Origin of the sequence: Streptomyces sp. NBC_01788, assembly GCF_035917575.1 — a bacterium.
Classification (GTDB): domain Bacteria; phylum Actinomycetota; class Actinomycetes; order Streptomycetales; family Streptomycetaceae; genus Streptomyces.
Genome location: NZ_CP109090.1, coordinates 2,364,441 through 2,382,985, shown reverse-complemented (window position 1 = coordinate 2,382,985; position 18,545 = coordinate 2,364,441). Strand labels below are relative to the sequence as shown.

The following is an 18,545-nucleotide window of genomic DNA, read 5'->3' as shown; positions in this document are numbered from 1 at the left end:
TGAGGGCCATGACCACCACTGTGATTTCCCGTGGAGCGGGAGCCGCCCTGCTGGTCGCCGCCCTCGGCGCGAGTGCCACCGCCTGCGGGTCGGACGGCAACCCGCTGGCCGCCTACCCGTACGACGCGGCGGACCAGATCTCCTTCAGCGGGCCCAAGGAGGCCGGGAAGAAGGCAGACCCGGACAAGCCCCTGGAAGTCACCGCTCAGGGTGCGGACGGGCGGATCACGGACGTCACGGCCATGGATGCCGCGGGGCGCCACGTCTCCGGCGAACTGGCCGCCGACGGAAGCCGATGGCACAGCACCTCACCGCTCGCCGCCGGCACCCACTACACGGTCCGCGTGAGCACCGAGGACGAAGCCGGAAAACCCGGCCGCAAGGTCCTCATGTTCGACACGGACAAGCCCGAGGGCCAGCAGCGCCTGAACGTCACGTTCGGCCCGGAGGCGGGCACCTACGGCGTCGGGCAGCCCATCACGGCCGAGCTCGACCAGCCCGTCAAGGACAAGGCCCAGCGGGCCATCGTGGAGCGCGGTCTCAGGGTCGACTCCAAGCCCTCCGTGCAGGGCTCCTGGTACTGGGTCAGCGACAAGGAGCTCCACTACCGCCCGCAGGACTACTGGCCCGCGAACGCCACCGTCGAGGCGCACAGCAACCTGGAGAACATCAAGATCAGCGACCGGTTGCGGGGCGGCGCGGCCAAGCCGCTGAAGATCACCACGGGTGACCGGATCGTCGCGCTCACGGACGCCGCCAAGCACCTGATGACGGTCTACCGGAACGATGAGAAGATCAAGGAGATCCCCATCACCACCGGCAAGCCCGGCTTCGCGACCCGCAACGGGATCAAGGTCGTCCTCGCCAAGCAGTACTTCGTACGGATGAAGAGCTCCACCGTCGGCATCGCCGAGGGCTCCAAGGACTCGTACGACCTGCCCGTGTACTACGCCACCCGTGTCACCTGGAGCGGCGAGTACGTCCACGCCGCCCCGTGGTCCGTCGGCTCGCAGGGCGCGGCCAACGTCAGCCACGGCTGCACCGGCATGAGCACCCCCAACGCCTCCTGGTTCTTCAACACCATCCACGAGGGCGACCTGGTCCAGGTGGTCAACTCGGCCGGCGGGGACATGGAGCTGTTCGACAACGGCTTCGGCGACTGGAACATGCCCTGGCAGAAGTGGCTCCAGGGCAGCGCCATCGCCTCCGACGAGGGCGGCGTCGGGGCGCAGAACAAGCCGCGGCTGAGCCCGCAGAGCGTGTGAGACAGGGCGAGGGGGCGCAGGACGGCCCGTGGTCGCGCAGGACACGGGCGCAGCCCGCCCGGCCTCGCCCCAGGGGGCTCAGACGCCGCTCAGCGCCTTCTTGCGCAGCAGGGACGCCAGCGCGGCCGCGAACTCCACCGGCTCCACCGGGAGGGTGACCGCCGCGTCCGCCCGGCTCCACGTGGCCAGCCACGCGTCCTGCGGCCGTCCGATGAGCAGCAGCACCGGAGGGCAGTTGAAGACCTCGTCCTTGATCTGCCGGCACATGCCCATGCCGCCCATGGGCACGGCCTCGCCGTCCAGGACACAGACGTCGATGCCGCCCCGGTCCAGCTCCGTGAGGACCGCGGCGGGCGTGGCGCACTCCAGGAACTCCACCACGGGGGCGTCCGGAGCCGGCCGCCGACCGCAGGCCAGCCGCACCTGCTCCCGGGTGTTGGCGTCGTCGCTGTAGACCAGCACCGTGGCGGTCGCCTGCATTGTTCCTCCGCGTCGTTGGTCGGGGAGAACCCCGTCGGGAACTGTCGGGAACTTCCGGGTACCGATGGCGCGGATGCTACCCCCTTCAACTCCTGGTAGACAGCGGTTGGAACAGCCCTTCGGCGAGCCGTAGGGGCACAGCACACCCCCGGGACACTCCGAACGGCACCCCCCGGGGTGAGGGCGGGATAAGCGACCGACATAATGTCGGCGTGGCGACAGCAACGACAGTAGAAACCGGGCACGCGCACCCGTCGGTCAACCGACCGAACCTCACCAGCGTCGGAACCATCATCTGGCTGAGTTCCGAGCTGATGTTCTTCGCGGCCCTCTTCGCGATGTACTTCACCCTGCGATCGGTGACGGGTCCGGCGCACTGGAAGGAGATGGCGGGCGCTCTCAACGTCCCCTTCTCGTCGGTGAACACCACGATCCTGGTGCTCTCCTCGCTCACCTGCCAGCTCGGCGTGTTCGCAGCCGAGCGCGGTGACGTGAAGAAGCTCCGGGGCTGGTTCATCGTCACCTTCATCATGGGTGCGATCTTCATCGGCGGTCAGATCTTCGAGTACACCGAGCTGGTGAAGAAGGACGGCATCTCGCTGTCCTCCGACCCGTACGGCTCGGTGTTCTACCTGACCACCGGCTTCCACGGGCTGCACGTGACGGGCGGTCTCATCGCCTTCCTGCTGGTCCTCGGCCGCACCTACGCGGCCCGGAGGTTCACCCACGAGCAGGCGACCGCGGCCATCGTCGTGTCCTACTACTGGCACTTCGTCGATGTCGTCTGGATCGGACTCTTCGCCACGATCTACCTGATCAAGTAGCCGACGAACCGATCCAAGTCCGCAAAGCATCGACGCAGAAGATCCTGACACCGGGGTAATCCGTGAAAAAGCTCTCCGCACGACGACGCCATCCGCTGGCGGCGGTCGTCGTCCTACTCTTCGCGCTGGCGGCCACTGGGGGGCTGTACACCGCGTTCGCGCCCGCGAGCAAGGCGAAGGCCGAGGACACCGCCCAGTCCCTCACCATCGAGGAGGGCAGGAAGCTCTATCTGGTCGGCTGCGCAAGCTGCCACGGCACCGGTGGGCAGGGCACCACTGACGGTCCCAGCCTGGCGGGCGTGGGCGCCGCGGCGGTCGACTTCCAGGTGGGCACCGGCCGTATGCCGGCCCAGCAGCCGGGCGCGCAGATCCCGCGCAAGAAGGTGATCTACAACCAGGCCGAGATCGACCAGCTCGCCGCGTACATCGCGTCCCTGGGCGCCGGTCCCAACGTGCCGACGGCGAACCAGTACAGCCCCGAGGGCGCGGACGCCGCCAAGGGCGGTGAGCTGTTCCGCACCAACTGCGCCCAGTGCCACAACTTCACCGGCAAGGGCGGTGCGCTGACGCACGGCAAGTACGCCCCGGACCTCACGGGTGTGAGCAACAAGCACATCTACGAGGCCATGCAGACCGGCCCGCAGAACATGCCTTCCTTCCCCGACACGCTGCTGCCGGAGAAGAACAAGAAGGACATCATCGCGTACCTCGACGCGGTCAACGGTGACGAGACCACGACCCCGGGCGGTATGGACCTGGGTGGCCTCGGACCGGTCACCGAGGGTCTGTTCGCCTGGATCTTCGGGCTGGGTGCCCTTGTCGCGGTCGCCGTCTGGGTCGCCGCTCGGACCGCAAAGGCCAAGAAGTCATGAGTAGCCAAGACATTCCTGAAGAGAACCTGCCCGCAGAGCAGGCAGCCCATGAGCACGGGCGCGGCGCGGTCTCCGTGGCGGACGAGCGGGCTCCGTTCGCCGACCCGGGACTGCCGCCCCACGAGCACCGCATCCAGGACATCGACGAGCGGGCCGCCAAGCGGTCCGAACGCGCCGTCGCCCTGATGTTCACGGTGTCGATGCTGGCCACCATCGGCTTCATCGCCTCGTACGTGACGATCCCGCACGACAAGTCGATCTTCGTCTTCCCGCTCGGGCACATCAACGCGCTGAACTTCGCGCTCGGCCTCACGCTGGGCGTGGCGCTGTTCGCGATCGGCGCGGGCGCGGTCCACTGGGCCCGCACCCTGATGTCCGACGCCGAGGTCGCCGACGAGCGTCACCCGATCGAGGCGCCCCCCGAGGTCCGTGCGAAGGTCCACGCGGACTTCAAGCAGGGCGCCAAGGAGTCGGCGATCGGCCGTCGCAAGCTGATCCGCAACACGATGCTCGGCGCGCTCACGCTGGTGCCGCTCTCCGGCGTCATGCTGCTGCGCGACCTGGGCCCGCTGCCCGGGACCAGCATGCGCCACACGCTGTGGGCCAAGGGCAAGCGCCTCGTCAACATGAACACCAACCTTCCGCTGCGTCCCGAGGACGTCTCGGTCGGCTCGCTCAGCTTCGCGATGCCCAGCGGTCTCAAGGAGACGGACGAGGACTTCGCCAACGAGATCGCCAAGGCCGCACTGATGATCATCCGGCTCGAGCCGGGCGACATCAAGGACAAGCGCGAACTCGACTGGGGACACGAGGGCATCGTCGCCTTCTCGAAGATCTGCACCCACGTGGGCTGCCCGATCTCCCTGTACGAGCAGCAGACGCACCACGCCCTGTGCCCGTGCCACCAGTCCACCTTCGACCTCTCCGACGGTGCCCGAGTGATCTTCGGCCCCGCCGGCCACGCTCTGCCGCAGCTGCGCATCGGCGTGGACAGCGAGGGTTACCTCCAGGCGCTCGGCGACTTCGAGGAGCCCGTCGGTCCTGCATTCTGGGAGCGCGGATGAGTACATCAGCAGCCAACACGAATCCATCTGCCGCTGACGCGGCGGGCCGCTCTCGCGGGAAGGCACCGGCCGGCGAGCGGATCGCCGACTGGGCCGACGGCCGGCTGGGGATCTACTCCCTGGCCAAGGCCAACATGCGCAAGATCTTCCCCGACCACTGGTCGTTCATGTTGGGCGAAGTCTGCCTGTACAGCTTCATCATCATCATCCTCACGGGTGTGTACCTGACGCTGTTCTTCCACCCCTCGATGAACGAGGTGGTGTACAACGGCGCCTACGTCCCGCTGCAGGGTCAGCTGGTGTCCGAGGCGTTCAACTCGACCATGCACATCTCCTTCGAGGTGCGCGGTGGTCTGCTCATCCGGCAGATCCACCACTGGGCCGCGTTGATCTTCCTCGCCGGCATGTTCGTGCACATGATGCGCGTGTTCTTCACCGGCGCGTTCCGTAAGCCGCGTGAGATCAACTGGCTGTTCGGCTTCCTGCTGTTCGCCCTGGGCATGTTCACCGGTTTCACCGGTTACTCGCTCCCGGACGACCTGCTCTCCGGCACCGGTGTCCGCTTCACCGAGGGTGCGATCCTGTCCATGCCGATCGTCGGCACGTACATCTCGTACTTCCTCTTCGGCGGCGAGTTCCCCGGCCACGACTTCGTGGCGCGGTTCTACTCGATCCACATCCTGCTGCTGCCCGGCATCATGCTGGGCCTGGTGGTCGCCCACCTGATCCTGGTCTTCTACCACAAGCACACGCAGTTCGCGGGTCCCGGCAAGAGCAACAAGAACGTCGTGGGCATGCCGCTGCTGCCGGTGTACATGGCCAAGGCCGGCGGCTTCTTCTTCCTGGTCTTCGGTGTCCTCGCGGTCATCGCGGCCATCGTGGAGATCAACGCGATCTGGGTGATCGGCCCGTACCGTCCGGACCAGGTGTCCACCGGCGCCCAGCCCGACTGGTACATGGGCTTCGCCGAGGGTCTGGTCCGCTTCATGCCGGGCTGGGAGGTCAACTTCTGGGGCCACACGCTCGTCCTGGGCGTGTTCATCCCGCTGGTCCTCTTCGGCCTGGTGCTGGCCGCGCTGGCGGTCTACCCGTTCATCGAGTCCTGGATCACCGGCGACAAGCGCGAGCACCACATCCTGGACCGCCCGCGCAACGCCCCGACGCGTACCGCGTTCGGTGTCGCCTGGATCACGATGTACATGATCACGCTGGTCGGCGGCGGCAACGACCTGTGGGCCACGCACTTCCACCTGTCGATCAACGCGGTCACCTGGTTCGTCCGGATCGGCTTCTTCGCCGGACCGATCATCGCGTTCGTCGCCACCAAGCGGATCTGCCTCGGCCTCCAGCGCCGCGACAAGGACAAGGTGCTGCACGGCCGCGAGACCGGCATCATCAAGCGCCTGCCGCACGGTGAGTTCATCGAGGTCCACGAGCCGCTGAGCCAGGAGCAGCTCTTCACGCTCACGGCGCACGACCAGTACGAGCCGGCCGAGATCGGCCCGGCGGTCGACGAGAACGGTGTCGAGCGCAAGATCAAGGGCTCGCACAAGCTCCGCGCCAAGCTCAGCAACGCGTACTACGGCGAGGACAACCAGATCCCGAAGCCGACCGTCGAGGAGTACAGGGAGATCACGAGCGGCCACGGCCACCACTGATCACTGACCGCTGAGCGTCGCCACGCCACGGTCGAAGGGCCCCGTCCGATCTTCGGACAGGGCCCTTCGCGGTGTCCGGGGCTGGATAGGGTGGACCTGTTCGAGACTCGCGTCCCCGCAGTACGGGACACCGACCCAGGAGCGGCATATGAACGCTGTGACCCCCGCTGGAGGCGACACCGCGGCGGGCCGCTCCTGGCCCGCCCTGCTGAACGGCCTGCTGGACGGCCGGAACCTCACCGCCGACGAGACCGCCTGGGCGATGGACCTGATCATGCGCGGCGAGGCGACCGACGCGCAGATCGCCGGGTTCGTGGTGGCCCTGCGGGCCAAGGGCGAGACGGTGGAGGAGATCACCGGCCTGGTCCGCACGATGTACGAGCACGCCAACGTGATCGAGGTGCCCGGCGCGACCGTCGACATCGTCGGCACCGGCGGCGACGGCGCGAAGACCGTGAACATCTCCACCATGTCCTCGATCGTCGTGGCCGGCACCGGCGCCAGTGTCGTCAAGCACGGCAACCGGGCCGCGTCCTCCGCCTCCGGGGCCTCGGACGTGCTGGGAAAGCTCGGCGTCAATCTGGAGCTGACGCCGCGGCGGGTCGCCGAGGTGGCGCAGGAGGCGGGCATCACCTTCTGCTTCGCGGTCAAGTTCCATCCGGCGCTGCGCCACGTGGGCGCCGCCCGCGGCCAGTTGGCCATCCGCACGGTGTTCAACGTGCTCGGCCCGCTGACCAACCCGGCCAGGGTGCGGGCCCAGGCCGTCGGGGTCGCGGACCCGCGCATGGCACCGGTCGTCGCCGGCGTCTTCGCCGAACGCGGCCACTCCTCCCTGGTCTTCCGGGGCGACGACGGCCTCGACGAGCTCACCACGACCGCCACCTCCCAGGTCTGGATCGTCCGGGACGGGGAGGTGACCCAGGAGCGCTTCGACCCGCGGGACGTCGGCATCGAGCTGGTGCCCGTGGAGGCGTTGCGGGGCGGGGACGCCTCGTACAACGCCGAGGTGGCCCGGCGCCTGCTGGACGGCGAGGAGGGGCCCGTACGGGACGCCGTCCTGCTGAACTCCGCGGCGGCGCTGGTGGCGTTGCAGCCGGGATCGGGCACGCTCGCCGAGCAGATCCGGGCGGGCATGGACCGCGCGGCGGAGTCGATCGACTCCGGGTCGGCCAAGCGCACGCTGGAGCGCTGGGTGGCCGCCAGCAACGCCTGATACCCGCGTTTTCCCTCGCAGGGCGCAGTCCACGATCCGGACTGCGCCTTGCGCGTGGAAGACCGTGTGGCAGGATGCTGAACCAGGTCATGAGTGACAGCCATGTGGCCCCGGCCGGCTGTCCGGCAACCCTCCGTCCGTGGCGGGGTGCCCCGGGTGAGGACCAGGCCGTAGGCAGCGAGGCCTACGGCAAGCGCGGACCCCTCGCATCACCAGGGGTCCTGGTCGTACGAGGGAGCCTCCCGTGAGCAAGCGAATGCGTTAGGGCGTAGAGCCCCGCCTCCGCATCCCCCCTTTCACCCTTCTCCACGCTTGAGCCGTGCCCGCTCGCGTGGCGATGCCGCCTGCTTCCACGGGAGTTCACCCATGTCCGTGTCCACGTCCGTGACCACCGTTCCCGCCGACCAGTCCGTTCGCCGTGACATCCCGGAGCCGCTGCCCGTGCTGGGCCGCGACGTCACCGTCCCCCTCGTCACCGGCGGGGAGGTCACCTACGCGGCGCTCGACTACGCGGCCAGCGCGCCCGCCCTCCAGCGGGTCTGGGACGACGTCGCCGCGTACGCGCCGTACTACGGCAGCGTCCACCGCGGCGCCGGCTACCTCTCCCAGCTCTCCACCGACCTGTTCGAGAACGCCCGCAGGACGGTCGCGGAGTTCCTGGACTGCCGTGCGGAGGACCAGGTGGTGTTCACCCGGTCCACCACCGACTCCCTCAACCTGCTCGCCCGCGCGCTGCCCGCAGACTGCCAGGTCTTCGTCTTCGAGACCGAGCACCACGCCTCGCTGCTGCCGTGGCGGGACGCGCGGGTGACGTACCTCGACGCCCCGCGCACCCCGGAGCGCGCGGTGGCGACCCTGGAGCGGGCCCTCGCCGACCGTGCCCCCCACGGCCCGGCCCTGGTGTGCGTCACCGGCGCCTCCAACGTCACCGGCGAACTGTGGCCCGTACGGGAACTGGCCGCCGCCGCCCACGCGCACGGCGCCCGGATCGTCCTGGACGCCGCCCAGCTCGCCCCGCACCACCCGGTGTCCGTCCGCGACCTCGACGTCGACTGGGTCGCCTTCTCCGGCCACAAGCTGTACGCGCCCTTCGGCTCCGGCGTCCTGGCCGGCCGTGCCGACTGGCTGCGCGAGGCCGAGCCGTACCTCGCGGGCGGCGGCGCCAGCCGCACGGTGGCGCGGCGCGCCGACGGCGCCGTGGACGTGCTCTGGCACGAGTCGGCCGCCCGTCACGAGGCCGGCTCCCCGAACGTCATCGGCGCCTACGCCGTCGCCTCGGCCTGCGCGGCGCTGACCGAGGCCGGCTTCGAGGACCTCGTCGCGCGTGAGCGGTACCTGATCCGCAAGGTGCGGGCCGGTCTGGCCGAGGTGCCCGAGGTCAGGGTCCTGTCCCTGTTCGGCGACGACGCCCCGCGGGTCGGCGTGATCTCCTTCGTCGTGGCGGGCTGGAACAGCTCCCACTTCGCCGCCGCCCTCTCCGCCGAGTACGGCATCGGCGTCCGCGACGGCCTCTTCTGCGCCCACCCCCTGGTCCGCACCCTGCTGGGCGGCGATCCGCAGAGCCAGGGCGAGTGTGGCGCGCCCGAGGCCGCCCCGGGCGAGAAGTCCCTCAACGCCATCCGGGTGAGCTTCGGCGCGGGCACGCCCGACGAGCATGTGGACCGCTTCGTGGCCGCGGTGCGGGAACTGGTCCGCGAGGGTGCGAAGTGGACGTACCGCACGGAGGACGGCCGCTGCGTCCCCGCAGTGTGATCCGCCCGCTCAGGAGCCCCGGGCGCTGAGGAGCCCGGGGCCGTCGGACGTCCGGAACCGCCAGGCGTCCGTGGTGGTCAGGCGTTCGTCGTGGTCAGGCGTTCGCGCCGGTCAGGAGTCCAGGCCGATGGCGAACGCCGCCTCCAGGTCGTGCTGCGAGTACGTGCGGAAGGCCACGTGCGTGTCCGTCCCCTCGACGCCCGGGATCTTGCTGATCCGCCCCGGGATGACCTCCGCGAGGTCCTCGTGCTGCCGCACCCGGACCATGGCGATCAGGTCGTACGTGCCGGTGACGGAGAAGACCTCGCTGACCGAGTCCAGTGAGGCGATCTGCTCGGCGATCTCGGGGATCCGGTCCACGCTGGTCTTGATGAGGACGATCGCGGTGATCACGGTTGGTTCTCTCCCTCGGGGGCCGGAGCAGGGGCGGGCTTCACTCTAGTCTTCCGGCCGGACCAGGCCCACGCGCAGGCGAAGCCCAGGGCGAAGCCCACCACATGGGCCAGGTAGGCGACCTGCGGTCCCTCGGCGGCGCGCCCCGCGGCCAGCCACTGGAGGGCCGCCCAGAAGGGCAGTACCACCCACGCGGGAAAACGCAGCGGCAGGAAGAACAGGAACGGGAAGAGACTGGTCACCCGGGCGCTGGGGAACAGAAGGAGAAACGCGCCGAGGACCGCCGAGATCGCGCCCGAGGCTCCCACCAGGCTCTGCCCGGAGGCGGCGTTGGCGGCCGCGTAGCCCACCAGGGCCAGGTAGCCGCAGCCGACGTAGAACAACGTGAACCGGACGCGGCCCATGCGCTCCTCTGTCATCGCCCCGAAGACGTAGAGGAAGAGCATGTTGCCGAGCAGGTGCACCCAGCTGCCGTGCACGAACAGGGCCGTCGCGGGAGTGAGGGCGGCCCGCGGTGAGCCGGTGAACAAGTCGGCGGGCACCACGCCCCACCGCCGGAAGTAGGCCCGCTGGGCGAGCAGCAGCGCGTCCCCGGTGCCGTAGGAGGGATTGAGACCCGAGGCCGGGCCGGTCACGAAGAGCAGACAGCACAGGACGATCAGGGCGCACGTCACCGGCGCCTGCATGCTCCGTACCGCCCTGGCCGCCTCGATCGTCCGGGCGGCCACCGTGTACCTGTTGCCGATCATGTGCACAGAGCATGGCGTAAGGGGACGCAACCGCACAGACCGCCTCGCCGCCATGGATGGACCGGCGCCGAGTCCCCGCCAGGCCGTAGGGTTACGTGCCACACGCCCAGGGAAACTGGCGCGTCACGGACCACAGAAGGAAGCGGACAGTCACGATGACGGTTCCCCTGCCGACCGCGACGACGCGGTGGCGCTGCACCTTGTGCGGCAATCTCACCCGTTTCGACGTGACCCGCTCGTCGAAGGTCGTCGAGTACGTGCACCTGGACCTGGCCGGAGAGCCGCAGGTCGAGGAGCGCGAGGTGGTCAGTGAGACGATCGAGTCGGTGCGTTGCCGCTGGTGCAACGCCGTGGACCAGGTGGAACTCGTGGACAGGCCGGGCGCCGGCTCCTGAGCGGAACGGGCCCGTACGGGCGACCCCCGCGGGAGGCCGCGGGGTATTGAGGCATTGAGGCATTGGGGTGACGGATGGCGGAGACACAAGGCGGGGGGCCGGGCGACGGCGCCGCCGAGGTGCTCGACCGTCCCCTGCCCGACGGAGTGCGCCGCCGGGTCGTCCAGATCGTCTCCGACTCCTTCGGGGCACTGACGTTCGGGGAACTGCCCGCGCAGCTGCGGCAGTACGCCCGGTTCACGCCCAGCCGCAGGGCGAAGTTCGCCGGCAACGCGATGGCGGCCGCGCTCGAGACCGATCCGCTGTTCCGCCAGCGCGTCGGCGACAAGTTCAAGGAGGCCCAGCCGGAGCTGTCGGCCGCCCTCGACTCCGGCTCGCCGCCCCCGGCCGCGGACCCGCTCGACGTGGCGGCCGCGGCCTACGTGCTGCGCCCGCCGGGCTGGGTGAAGCTGGTCGCCGCCGCGGGCGAGGAGGCCCAGCGGGCGGACGCCGAGCGCGCCGACGAGGAGAGCCGGGCCGAGCTGGAACGGCTGCGCGCCGAGCTGGCGGCGGCCCGTGAGCAGAACCGGGCCGACACCGAGCGGCTGCGGGCCGAGCTGGACGCCGCCCGGAAGGAAGCCGAGTCGCTGCACCGCAGGCTGCGGGCCGCGCACAGCGACGTCAAGCGCGGTGAGGCCGCGCTGCGCAAGGCGCGGGGCGAGCTGGAGGCCGCGCGGGCCGAGGGTCAGGCGCAGGTGTCCGGCGCCGAGAGTGAGACCCGTCGGCTCAAGGCGCGCCTGGGGGAGACGGAGGCCGCGCTGGAGGCCGCCCGCCGGGCGGCCCGCGAGGGGCGCAGCGTGGAGGACATGCGGGTGCGGCTGCTGCTGGACACCGTCCTCGACGCGGCCCAGGGGCTGCGCCGGGAGCTGGCGCTGCCGCCGGTGTCGGTGCGGCCGGCGGAGACCGTGGACGCGGTGGAGCCGGGCCGGATGACCCCCAAGGACATCGCCGCCCGTGCGCTGTCCGAGCACGACCCGGCGATTCTCGACCAGTTGCTCGCGCTGCCGCAGGCGCATCTGGTCGTCGACGGCTACAACGTCACCAAGACCGGCTATCCGCAGATGCCGCTGGAGAAGCAGCGGCTGAGGCTGCTGGGTCAGCTCTCGCAGCTCGCCGCGCAGACCGGCGCCGAGGTCACCTGTGTCTTCGACGGGGCCGAGCTGGTCGCGCCGGTGCTTCTCGCGCCGCCGCGCGGTGTGCGGGTGCTGTTCTCCAAGCCGGGGGTCACGGCGGACGAGCTGATCCGACAGCTGGTGCGGGCCGAGCCGCCCGGCCGGCCGGTGATCGTCGCCTCGACCGACCGCGAGGTCGCCGACGGGGTCGCGAAGGCGGGGGCCCGGCCGGTGGCCTCGGTGGTGCTCCTGAAGCGGCTCTCGCGCGGCTGAAAACGGACTTAGGGCCGCGAAAAGCCTTAAGTGCAACATACGGGCCGCATTCCCGAATTGGCCGGAAGCGTCACGCGACGCAGGGTCAATAGGCCGTCACTGCTGGTGAGTTATGGGCAAAGAATGCAGCGAGTGGTGGGATTTTCCGCCGCAGGATTTGAATTCATCACGATGAGGTCACTAGGGTCGAGCTCGAACCTCCGAGCGGGTGATCACTCAGAAGAAGGAGCTCGCTTCCGTGGCGTCCCACCGTCGACCCAAGCAACCCAGCCGTACGCGTGTGACTGTGCTCACCACCGCGGCGGCAGCGGCCGTAGCGATCAGTGCCCAGGCCGCCAACGCAGCCCCGAGCGCGAAGCCGAGCAAGGACGAAGTCAAGTCCAAGGTCGACGACCTCTACCAGCAGGCGGAGCAGGCCACCGAGAAGTACAACGGGGCCAAGGAGAAGCAGGAGAAGCTCCAGAAGGAGATCTCCACCATCCAGGACAACGTCGCCCGCGGCCAGCAGGATCTCAACAAGCTGCGCGACGGCCTCGGTTCGCTGGCCGCAGGCCAGTACCGCACCGGTGGCATAGACCCCTCGCTCCAGCTCTTCCTGTCCTCCGACCCGGACGACTACCTCGACAAGGCCTCCACGCTCGACCAGTTGAGCGGCCAGCAGGTCGAGGCGCTGAAGAAGATCCAGGACAAGCAGCGCGAGCTCGCCCAGGAGCGGTCCGAGGCCTCCTCGAAGCTGAAGGACCTCGCCGCCACCCGCACCGAGCTGGGCAAGAAGAAGACGGAAGTCCAGGGCAAGCTCGCCGAGGCGCAGCGGCTCCTGAACAGCCTCACCGCCCAGGAGAAGGCCGACCTCGCCGCCGAGCAGGAGCGGGCCAGCCGGGCCTCCGCCGACCGTGTGCAGCTGGGCAACGCCGCCGCCGCCCCCGCCTCGGGCCGGGCCGGCGCCGCGTTCGCCGCCGCCCAGTCCAAGATCGGCTCGCCCTACGTCTACGGTGCCACCGGTCCGTCCTCCTACGACTGCTCGGGTCTGACCTCGTGGGCGTACGCCCAGGCCGGTGTCAGCATCCCGCGCACCTCCGAGGCGCAGGCCAACGCGGGCACCCGGATCTACTCGCAGAGCCAGCTCCAGGTCGGCGACCTGATCATCTTCTACGGCGACCAGCACCACGTCGGTCTGTACGCGGGCAACGGCCAGGTGCTGCACGCCCCGCGCACCGGCACCGTCGTGCGCTACGAGCCGATCAGCAACATGCCCTTCCAGTTCGGCGTCCGCATCTGACGCCTCTCCGGGAGAGCCCCTCTCCCACTCGCCCGAACGGGCGAATCCCGGCACCCCACGGTGACCCCGCGCCCCGCCCTGACCTGCGTCAGAGGCGGGGCGGCCGCGTTCGGTGCCCCCTCGGCGACTTTGGCCGCGGTGTGTCCGCGCGGCTACTGTCTGGCGCGTTTCCCGCGGGCCGGGCGCTCGGCGCCCCGGTCACGGGAAGCGGTCAGTGTCCGCCAGTGGAGGGAGTACGGCTTCCCGTGGGGTCTCATCGCCGCCCAGCACCGTCCGGGTTCGACCGTGGCGCGGGCGCAGCGTTCTGCGTTCTGTCCGTCGCCGCCGCCGCTCTCGGCGCCGTACCGGCCACCTCGGCCGTCGCCGCTCCGCACGGCGACGCCCGGTCCGAGGTCGACCGCCTCCACCAGGAGGCCGAGAAGGCGACCGAGGCCTTCGACAAGGCAGGTGAGCGAGCCGACCTCCTGCGCACCCGTGTGCACGACCTGCAGGACCGCATCGCCCGACGGCAGCAGCGCGTCAACGACCTCAGGGAGTCGCTGGGTTCGCTGGCCGGAGCCCAGTACCGCTCCGGCTTCGACCCGTCGATCGCCCTGCTGTTCTCCCGCGACCCGGCCGACTACCTCGACAGGGCCGCCACGCTCGACCGGATCACCGACCACCAGACCGGCGAACTGAAGGACCTGCGGCGGGTGCTGCGCGAACTCTCGCAGGACCGCATCGAGGCCACCGGCTCCCTCGCCGAACTGGACAGGAACCGCAAGGCGGCCGCGACCCACAAGCGGACGATCGAGCGGAAGCTCGCCCGGGCCCGGCAACTCCTCTCCGCCCTGCCCGCGTCGGAGCGTGCGGACTACGACCGGTCCTCCCGGTCCGGCCGCGAGGACCTCTTCCCCGGTCCCGACGCCGGCCCGGCCGCCTCCGGCCGCGCGGCCGCCGCCTTCGCCGCCGCCCTTTCCGCCCTCGGCCGTCCCTACGTCTGGGGCGCCAACGGGCCCACGGGGTTCGACTGTTCGGGCCTGATGCAGTGGTCGTACGCGCAGGCCGGAGTGCATCTGCCGCGCACCTCTCAGGAGCAGCGCAACGCGGGCCGGCGGATCCCGTTGTCCGAGGCCCGGCCCGGCGACCTGGTCGTCTACCGCTCAGACGCCGGCCATGTCGCGATGTACGCGGGCAACGGCCGGGTGATTCACGCGCCCCACCCGGGCGCGCCGGTGCGCTACGACCCGGTGAACATGATGCCGATCTCGTCGGTGACCAGGGTCTGACGGCCGTCCCGGTGCCGCCGTACGATCGGGAAATGGCTGGTCGTGGGCGGGTGTCGAAATCCTCGGTGATGGCGGTGTGCCTGCTGCTGGCGTCCCTGACGGCCTGCGGCGGGCCGTCCGCGGCCGACACCGCGAGGGCCGAGGTGCAGCGAGTGCTCGACCGGCGGGCGTCGGCGGTCCTCCACCACGACCCGGCGGCGTACGCGGCCACCGGGACCCGGGACCCGTACGCACGGGTGCGGGCCGTCCCGCTGACGGACTGGACCTACCGCCTGAAGAGCCTGCGCCGCAGCGGCGACACCGCGGTAGCGCAGGCCGAACTGCGCTACCGGGTCACCGGATACGACAAGGCGCCCGTCACCGCGGGCCGCACGCTGACCCTGTCCACCGGCGCCGACGGGAAGTGGTACGTCGACTCCGACCGGCCGCGGAGCAAGTCCGCCGAGCAGCTGTGGGACCAGGGCACGGTCTCGGTGGTCCAGGGGCGCGGCAGCCTCGTGCTCGGCGTCGGACACGGCGACGCGGACCTGCGCGGTTACGCCCGTCTGGCCGACCGCGCGATACCCGCGGTGTCGGACGCCTGGGGCACGGACTGGAGCCGGCACGTCGTCCTGCTGGTCCCCGGGTCCCTCGAGGGCATGGCCGGACTGCTCGGCTCGCCGGCGTCCAACTACCGCGGCATCGCCGCCGTCACCACGGGCGAGACCGGGGGCGCGGGCCGGGCGCCCGCGGACCGGATCATCGTCAACCCGGCCGCGTACGGCATGCTCGGCCCGCTCGGCAAGCAGGTCGTCCTCACCCACGAGACGACCCACGTCGCCACCCGCGCCCACACCAACGCCGCCACCCCGCTGTGGCTGTCCGAGGGCTACGCGGACTGGGTCGGCTACCGCGGCACCGGCCGCACCGCGGACGAGGCCGCGCCCGAACTGCGGCGGGCCGTGACCGGCGGGGACGTCCCCGCCGCCCTGCCGGCCGACGCGGACTTCGGCTTCGCCGGCGATCCGGCCCGGCTCGCCCGGGCCTACGAGAGCGGCTGGACGGCCTGCCGCATGATCGCCGACCAGTGGGGCGAGCGGCGCCTGGACGACTTCTACCGTGCCGTCGGCGCGCACGGCGTCCGCGAGGGCGCGGTCGAGAACGCCCTGCGGAAGGTCCTCGGCACCACCCTGGAACGGTTCACCGAGCAGTGGCGCGCGTACCTCGTGCGTCAGCTGGGCTGATCGAGCCGGGCGGCGGGCCGGGCGGTCTGCTCCGGCGGGCGGGTCCGGGGCGCGGCGGTGACCGTCGAGCGCCACAGGGCCCGGCAGGCGGTCACGGCCGCGGCCACCAGCAGGCCGTTGCGCAGCAGCAGGAGGGTGACGCCGAGGAGGTCGCTCGCGACGACGTGCGCGAAGTACACCGGGAACTCCAGGACCGTCACCGGCGCCGCCGCCAGGACGAGGCCGGCCGGCAGCCGCATGCCGTCGTCCCGGAAGCACAGGCGGACGGCGGCCAGCCCGATCAGCCACACCAGGTACTGGGGGCTGAGGACCCGGCTGGTCACCGTGAACAGCAGTACCGCCGCGAAGGCCGCGTCGGCGGCCGTGTGCGGGCGGAAGCGGCGGGTCCGCGGCCGCCACAGCAGCAGCCAGCCGAGGGCGGCTACGGTCAGGGCCAAGGACGCGGTGCTCACGACGTCGGTGTACGGGCCGGAGAACTCCAGCGAGCCGTAGGTGAGCAGCACCTGTCCGTGCCAGCCGTAGTGCCGGGCCAGGTGCAGGACGAGCGCGGCCGGTGCCTCCACCTCCGTGCCCCGGTCGCGCTGCGCGGTCAGGAAGGACAGGGCGCCGGGCATGGTGAGCGCGAACAGCGAGACGAGGGCGACCGCGGTCACCGCTGCCGCCGTCCACGCCCGGCGCCCGGCCGCGCCCCGCAGGCCCGGCAGCAGCAGGACCGGCCACACCTTAAGCAGCGCCCCGAAACCGGCCAGCGCGCCCATGGCTCGCGGGTGCCGGGCGCCCGCGAGCAGCGCGGCCACGGCCACCGCGGTCACCATCACGTCGTAGCGCGCGTACAGGACCGGGCCGAGCAGGGGCGCGCCCGCCGTCCACACCCAGGCGCCGCGCAGCGGGCGGCCGGGCCGCCGGCCGGCGCACAGCAGCAGGCACAGCACCGCCAGATCGGCCAGCAGGGCCAGCACGTGGAAGGCCGCGGTGTAGCCGAGGAAGGGCAGGGCAGCGGGGGAGAGGATCGCCAGCGCGGCGGCGGGCGGGTACTGCCAGGTCACGTCGCCGACCGGGAACCCGCCCTGTCGCAGTACCTCGTACCAGCCCTGATACGTCACCGACACATCCACCGTGACGTCGTCAGGCCCCGGAAAGCCGATCACCTTGAACACGAGGAGCAGCAGTACGACCCGGCTGACACCCCAGACCACCAGCACCCCGGCGAGCCCCCACCGGGTACCTGTCCCGTCCACTCCTCTCCTCTCCCGCAGTCCCGACCGGTCCGTCCGGTTCGCACGATTCATGCGCTTCGCGTGTTTCGCGTCGCGGGGCACATGATCCCGCGACCGGCCGTCGCGGGGCGGGTGGCACGGCCGTGGGCCGTGGCGCCGGACCGGTTCGGTAGGCTCGGCGGTTGTGCGCAAGACCCTCATCGTGACCAACGACTTTCCGCCCCGGCCGGGCGGGATCCAGGCGTTTTTGCACAACATGGCACTGCGTCTCGACCCGGAGCGGCTGGTCGTCTACGCCTCCACCTGGAAGCGGGGCAGGGAGGGCGCCGAGGCGACCGCCGCGTTCGACGCGGAGCAGCCCTTCACCGTCGTGCGCGACCGTACGACGATGCTGCTGCCGACCCCGGGCGCGACCCGGCGCGCGGTCGGGCTGCTGCGCGAACACGGCTGCACCGCCGTGTGGTTCGGGGCGGCGGCGCCGCTCGGGCTGATGGCGCCGGCCCTCAGAAGGGCGGGCGCCGAGCGGCTCGTCGCCACCACCCACGGGCACGAGGCGGGATGGGCGCAGCTGCCCGCCGCCCGCGGACTCCTGCGCCGTATCGGGGAGTCGACGGACACGATCACCTACCTCGGCGAGTACACCCGCTCCCGGATCGCCACCGCGCTCACCCCCGAGGCGGCCGGACGGATGGTGCGACTGCCCCCGGGCGTCGACGAGAAGACGTTCCACCCCGGCTCGGGCGGCGACGAGGTGCGGGCCCGGCTCGGGCTCACCGACCGGCCGGTGGTCGTGTGCGTCTCACGGCTGGTCAGGCGCAAGGGGCAGGACACGCTGATCCTGGCCATGCCGCGGATCCTGGCCGCCGAACCGGACGCTGTTCTGCTGATCGTCGGCGGCGGACCGTACGAGAGGGAGCTGCGCGCCCTGGCGGAGCGGACCGGGGTGTCCGGCTCCGTGCGCTTCACCGGCGCGGTGCCCTGGGCCGAGCTGCCCGCGCACTACGGCGCCGGTGACGTCTTCGCCATGCCCTGCCGCACCCGGCGCGGCGGACTCGACGTCGAGGGGCTCGGCATCGTCTACCTGGAGGCCTCCGCGACCGGACTGCCCGTCGTCGCCGGGGACTCCGGCGGCGCGCCCGACGCGGTGCTCGACGGCGAGACCGGCTGGGTCGTGCGCGGAGGCTCCCCCGAGGAGGCCGCCGACCGTGTCGTCGCGCTCCTGGGGGACCCCGCCCTGCGCCGCCGCATGGGGGAGCGGGGACGCTCCTGGGTCGAGGAGAGGTGGCGCTGGGACCTGCTGGCCCGGCGGCTGGAGGAACTGCTCTAGGGCCTGTTGCGAAAGTCCCGTCGTCCGCACGGAGGGCGGGCCTCGCGGCGTCAGGTGCGTGCTCTCGGCGTGCCGGGCCCTGGCCCTCGTACTGGATGTACTCGGGTCAGGGCCTGGTGCGGCGAGAGTGCGTGCATGGCGT

At 71.2% G+C, this 18,545-nt stretch carries 17 protein-coding genes and 1 riboswitch; of the genes, 13 read left to right on the top strand and 4 right to left on the bottom strand.

Annotated elements, in window-relative coordinates:
• Positions 1-8 precede the first annotated feature (8 nt).
• A complete protein-coding gene (locus OIE49_RS10990) occupies positions 9-1,265 on the top strand; it encodes a L,D-transpeptidase (protein WP_326802158.1) in 1,257 nt (418 codons plus the stop codon).
• 78 nt (positions 1,266-1,343) lie between these two features.
• On the opposite strand, the gene OIE49_RS10985 is transcribed toward OIE49_RS10990, so the two are convergent.
• Positions 1,344-1,745, bottom strand: a complete 402-nt coding sequence (locus OIE49_RS10985; protein ID WP_326802157.1) for a hypothetical protein — start codon at positions 1,743-1,745, stop codon at positions 1,344-1,346.
• Between the two features lie 212 nt (positions 1,746-1,957).
• Between OIE49_RS10985 and ctaE the strand changes: the two genes are divergently transcribed.
• The 6 genes from ctaE to OIE49_RS10955 all read left to right on the top strand — a co-directional run bounded on the left by ctaE (position 1,958) and on the right by OIE49_RS10955 (position 9,128).
• Positions 1,958-2,569, top strand: coding sequence for an aa3-type cytochrome oxidase subunit III (ctaE, locus tag OIE49_RS10980; protein ID WP_100572299.1), 612 nt, complete (start codon positions 1,958-1,960; stop codon positions 2,567-2,569).
• A gap of 62 nt (positions 2,570-2,631) precedes the next feature.
• On the top strand, positions 2,632-3,441 hold the full coding sequence (gene qcrC / locus OIE49_RS10975) for a cytochrome bc1 complex diheme cytochrome c subunit (RefSeq protein ID WP_100572300.1): 810 nt from the start codon (positions 2,632-2,634) through the stop codon (positions 3,439-3,441).
• Positions 3,438-4,505 (top strand): cytochrome bc1 complex Rieske iron-sulfur subunit, encoded by a 1,068-nt coding sequence (qcrA, locus tag OIE49_RS10970; RefSeq protein WP_326802156.1) that lies wholly within the window; start codon positions 3,438-3,440, stop codon positions 4,503-4,505. The genes qcrC and qcrA overlap by 4 nt, the downstream gene beginning before the upstream one ends.
• The gene (gene qcrB / locus OIE49_RS10965) at positions 4,502-6,163 is read left to right on the top strand and encodes a cytochrome bc1 complex cytochrome b subunit (protein WP_326802155.1); all 1,662 of its coding nucleotides are present in this window, start codon (positions 4,502-4,504) and stop codon (positions 6,161-6,163) included. Before qcrA ends, qcrB begins: the two co-directional genes overlap by 4 nt.
• 148 nt (positions 6,164-6,311) lie before the next feature.
• Complete coding sequence (trpD, locus tag OIE49_RS10960) at positions 6,312-7,376, top strand: anthranilate phosphoribosyltransferase (RefSeq protein ID WP_326802154.1); 1,065 nt, start codon at positions 6,312-6,314, stop codon at positions 7,374-7,376.
• 85 nt (positions 7,377-7,461) lie between these two features.
• Positions 7,462-7,578, top strand: a riboswitch (SAM riboswitch).
• 164 nt (positions 7,579-7,742) lie between these two features.
• Entirely contained in the window at positions 7,743-9,128 is a 1,386-nt protein-coding gene (locus OIE49_RS10955; protein WP_326802153.1) for an aminotransferase class V-fold PLP-dependent enzyme, read from the top strand.
• Positions 9,129-9,239: 111 nt separating this feature from the next.
• Here the strand turns inward: OIE49_RS10955 and OIE49_RS10950 are convergent, their stop codons facing one another.
• Positions 9,240-9,521, bottom strand: a complete 282-nt coding sequence (locus OIE49_RS10950) for an Lrp/AsnC family transcriptional regulator (protein ID WP_100572304.1) — start codon at positions 9,519-9,521, stop codon at positions 9,240-9,242.
• A complete protein-coding gene (locus OIE49_RS10945; protein ID WP_326802152.1) occupies positions 9,518-10,270 on the bottom strand; it encodes a rhomboid family intramembrane serine protease in 753 nt (250 codons plus the stop codon). Before OIE49_RS10945 ends, OIE49_RS10950 begins: the two co-directional genes overlap by 4 nt.
• A gap of 155 nt (positions 10,271-10,425) precedes the next feature.
• Here OIE49_RS10945 and OIE49_RS10940 point away from each other — a divergent pair, with 155 nt between their 5' ends.
• From OIE49_RS10940 to OIE49_RS10920, 5 genes are all read left to right on the top strand, one after another.
• Complete coding sequence (locus OIE49_RS10940; protein WP_100572306.1) at positions 10,426-10,665, top strand: hypothetical protein; 240 nt, start codon at positions 10,426-10,428, stop codon at positions 10,663-10,665.
• Positions 10,666-10,739: 74 nt separating this feature from the next.
• The gene (locus OIE49_RS10935) at positions 10,740-12,089 is read left to right on the top strand and encodes an NYN domain-containing protein (RefSeq protein WP_326802151.1); all 1,350 of its coding nucleotides are present in this window, start codon (positions 10,740-10,742) and stop codon (positions 12,087-12,089) included.
• 238 nt (positions 12,090-12,327) lie between these two features.
• Positions 12,328-13,368 (top strand): C40 family peptidase, encoded by a 1,041-nt coding sequence (locus OIE49_RS10930; protein ID WP_326802150.1) that lies wholly within the window; start codon positions 12,328-12,330, stop codon positions 13,366-13,368.
• Positions 13,369-13,613: 245 nt separating this feature from the next.
• A complete protein-coding gene (locus OIE49_RS10925) occupies positions 13,614-14,636 on the top strand; it encodes a C40 family peptidase (RefSeq protein ID WP_326802149.1) in 1,023 nt (340 codons plus the stop codon).
• A gap of 32 nt (positions 14,637-14,668) precedes the next feature.
• Positions 14,669-15,859, top strand: coding sequence for a hypothetical protein (locus tag OIE49_RS10920; RefSeq protein ID WP_326802148.1), 1,191 nt, complete (start codon positions 14,669-14,671; stop codon positions 15,857-15,859).
• Here OIE49_RS10920 and OIE49_RS10915 read toward each other — a convergent pair.
• Positions 15,847-17,097 (bottom strand): glycosyltransferase 87 family protein, encoded by a 1,251-nt coding sequence (locus OIE49_RS10915; RefSeq protein ID WP_326802147.1) that lies wholly within the window; start codon positions 17,095-17,097, stop codon positions 15,847-15,849. The genes OIE49_RS10920 and OIE49_RS10915 overlap by 13 nt on opposite strands.
• 163 nt (positions 17,098-17,260) lie before the next feature.
• On the opposite strand from OIE49_RS10915, the gene OIE49_RS10910 reads away from it, so the two are divergent.
• On the top strand, positions 17,261-18,403 hold the full coding sequence (locus OIE49_RS10910; RefSeq protein WP_326802146.1) for a glycosyltransferase family 4 protein: 1,143 nt from the start codon (positions 17,261-17,263) through the stop codon (positions 18,401-18,403).
• The last annotated feature ends 142 nt before the right edge of the window (positions 18,404-18,545 follow it).

What these genes read in the sequence shown, in the direction of transcription:
- qcrB (WP_326802155.1), top strand. Translation starts at nt 4,502, where the DNA reads ATGAGTACATCAGCAGCCAACACGAATCCATCTGCCGCTGACGCGGCG.
- qcrA (WP_326802156.1), top strand. Translation starts at nt 3,438, where the DNA reads ATGAGTAGCCAAGACATTCCTGAAGAGAACCTGCCCGCAGAGCAGGCA.
- OIE49_RS10955 (WP_326802153.1), top strand. Translation starts at nt 7,743, where the DNA reads ATGTCCGTGTCCACGTCCGTGACCACCGTTCCCGCCGACCAGTCCGTT.
- OIE49_RS10945 (WP_326802152.1), bottom strand. Translation starts at nt 10,270, where the DNA reads ATGATCGGCAACAGGTACACGGTGGCCGCCCGGACGATCGAGGCGGCC.
- OIE49_RS10990 (WP_326802158.1), top strand. Translation starts at nt 9, where the DNA reads ATGACCACCACTGTGATTTCCCGTGGAGCGGGAGCCGCCCTGCTGGTC.
- trpD (WP_326802154.1), top strand. Translation starts at nt 6,312, where the DNA reads ATGAACGCTGTGACCCCCGCTGGAGGCGACACCGCGGCGGGCCGCTCC.
- OIE49_RS10985 (WP_326802157.1), bottom strand. Translation starts at nt 1,745, where the DNA reads ATGCAGGCGACCGCCACGGTGCTGGTCTACAGCGACGACGCCAACACC.
- OIE49_RS10935 (WP_326802151.1), top strand. Translation starts at nt 10,740, where the DNA reads ATGGCGGAGACACAAGGCGGGGGGCCGGGCGACGGCGCCGCCGAGGTG.
- OIE49_RS10940 (WP_100572306.1), top strand. Translation starts at nt 10,426, where the DNA reads ATGACGGTTCCCCTGCCGACCGCGACGACGCGGTGGCGCTGCACCTTG.
- OIE49_RS10920 (WP_326802148.1), top strand. Translation starts at nt 14,669, where the DNA reads ATGGCTGGTCGTGGGCGGGTGTCGAAATCCTCGGTGATGGCGGTGTGC.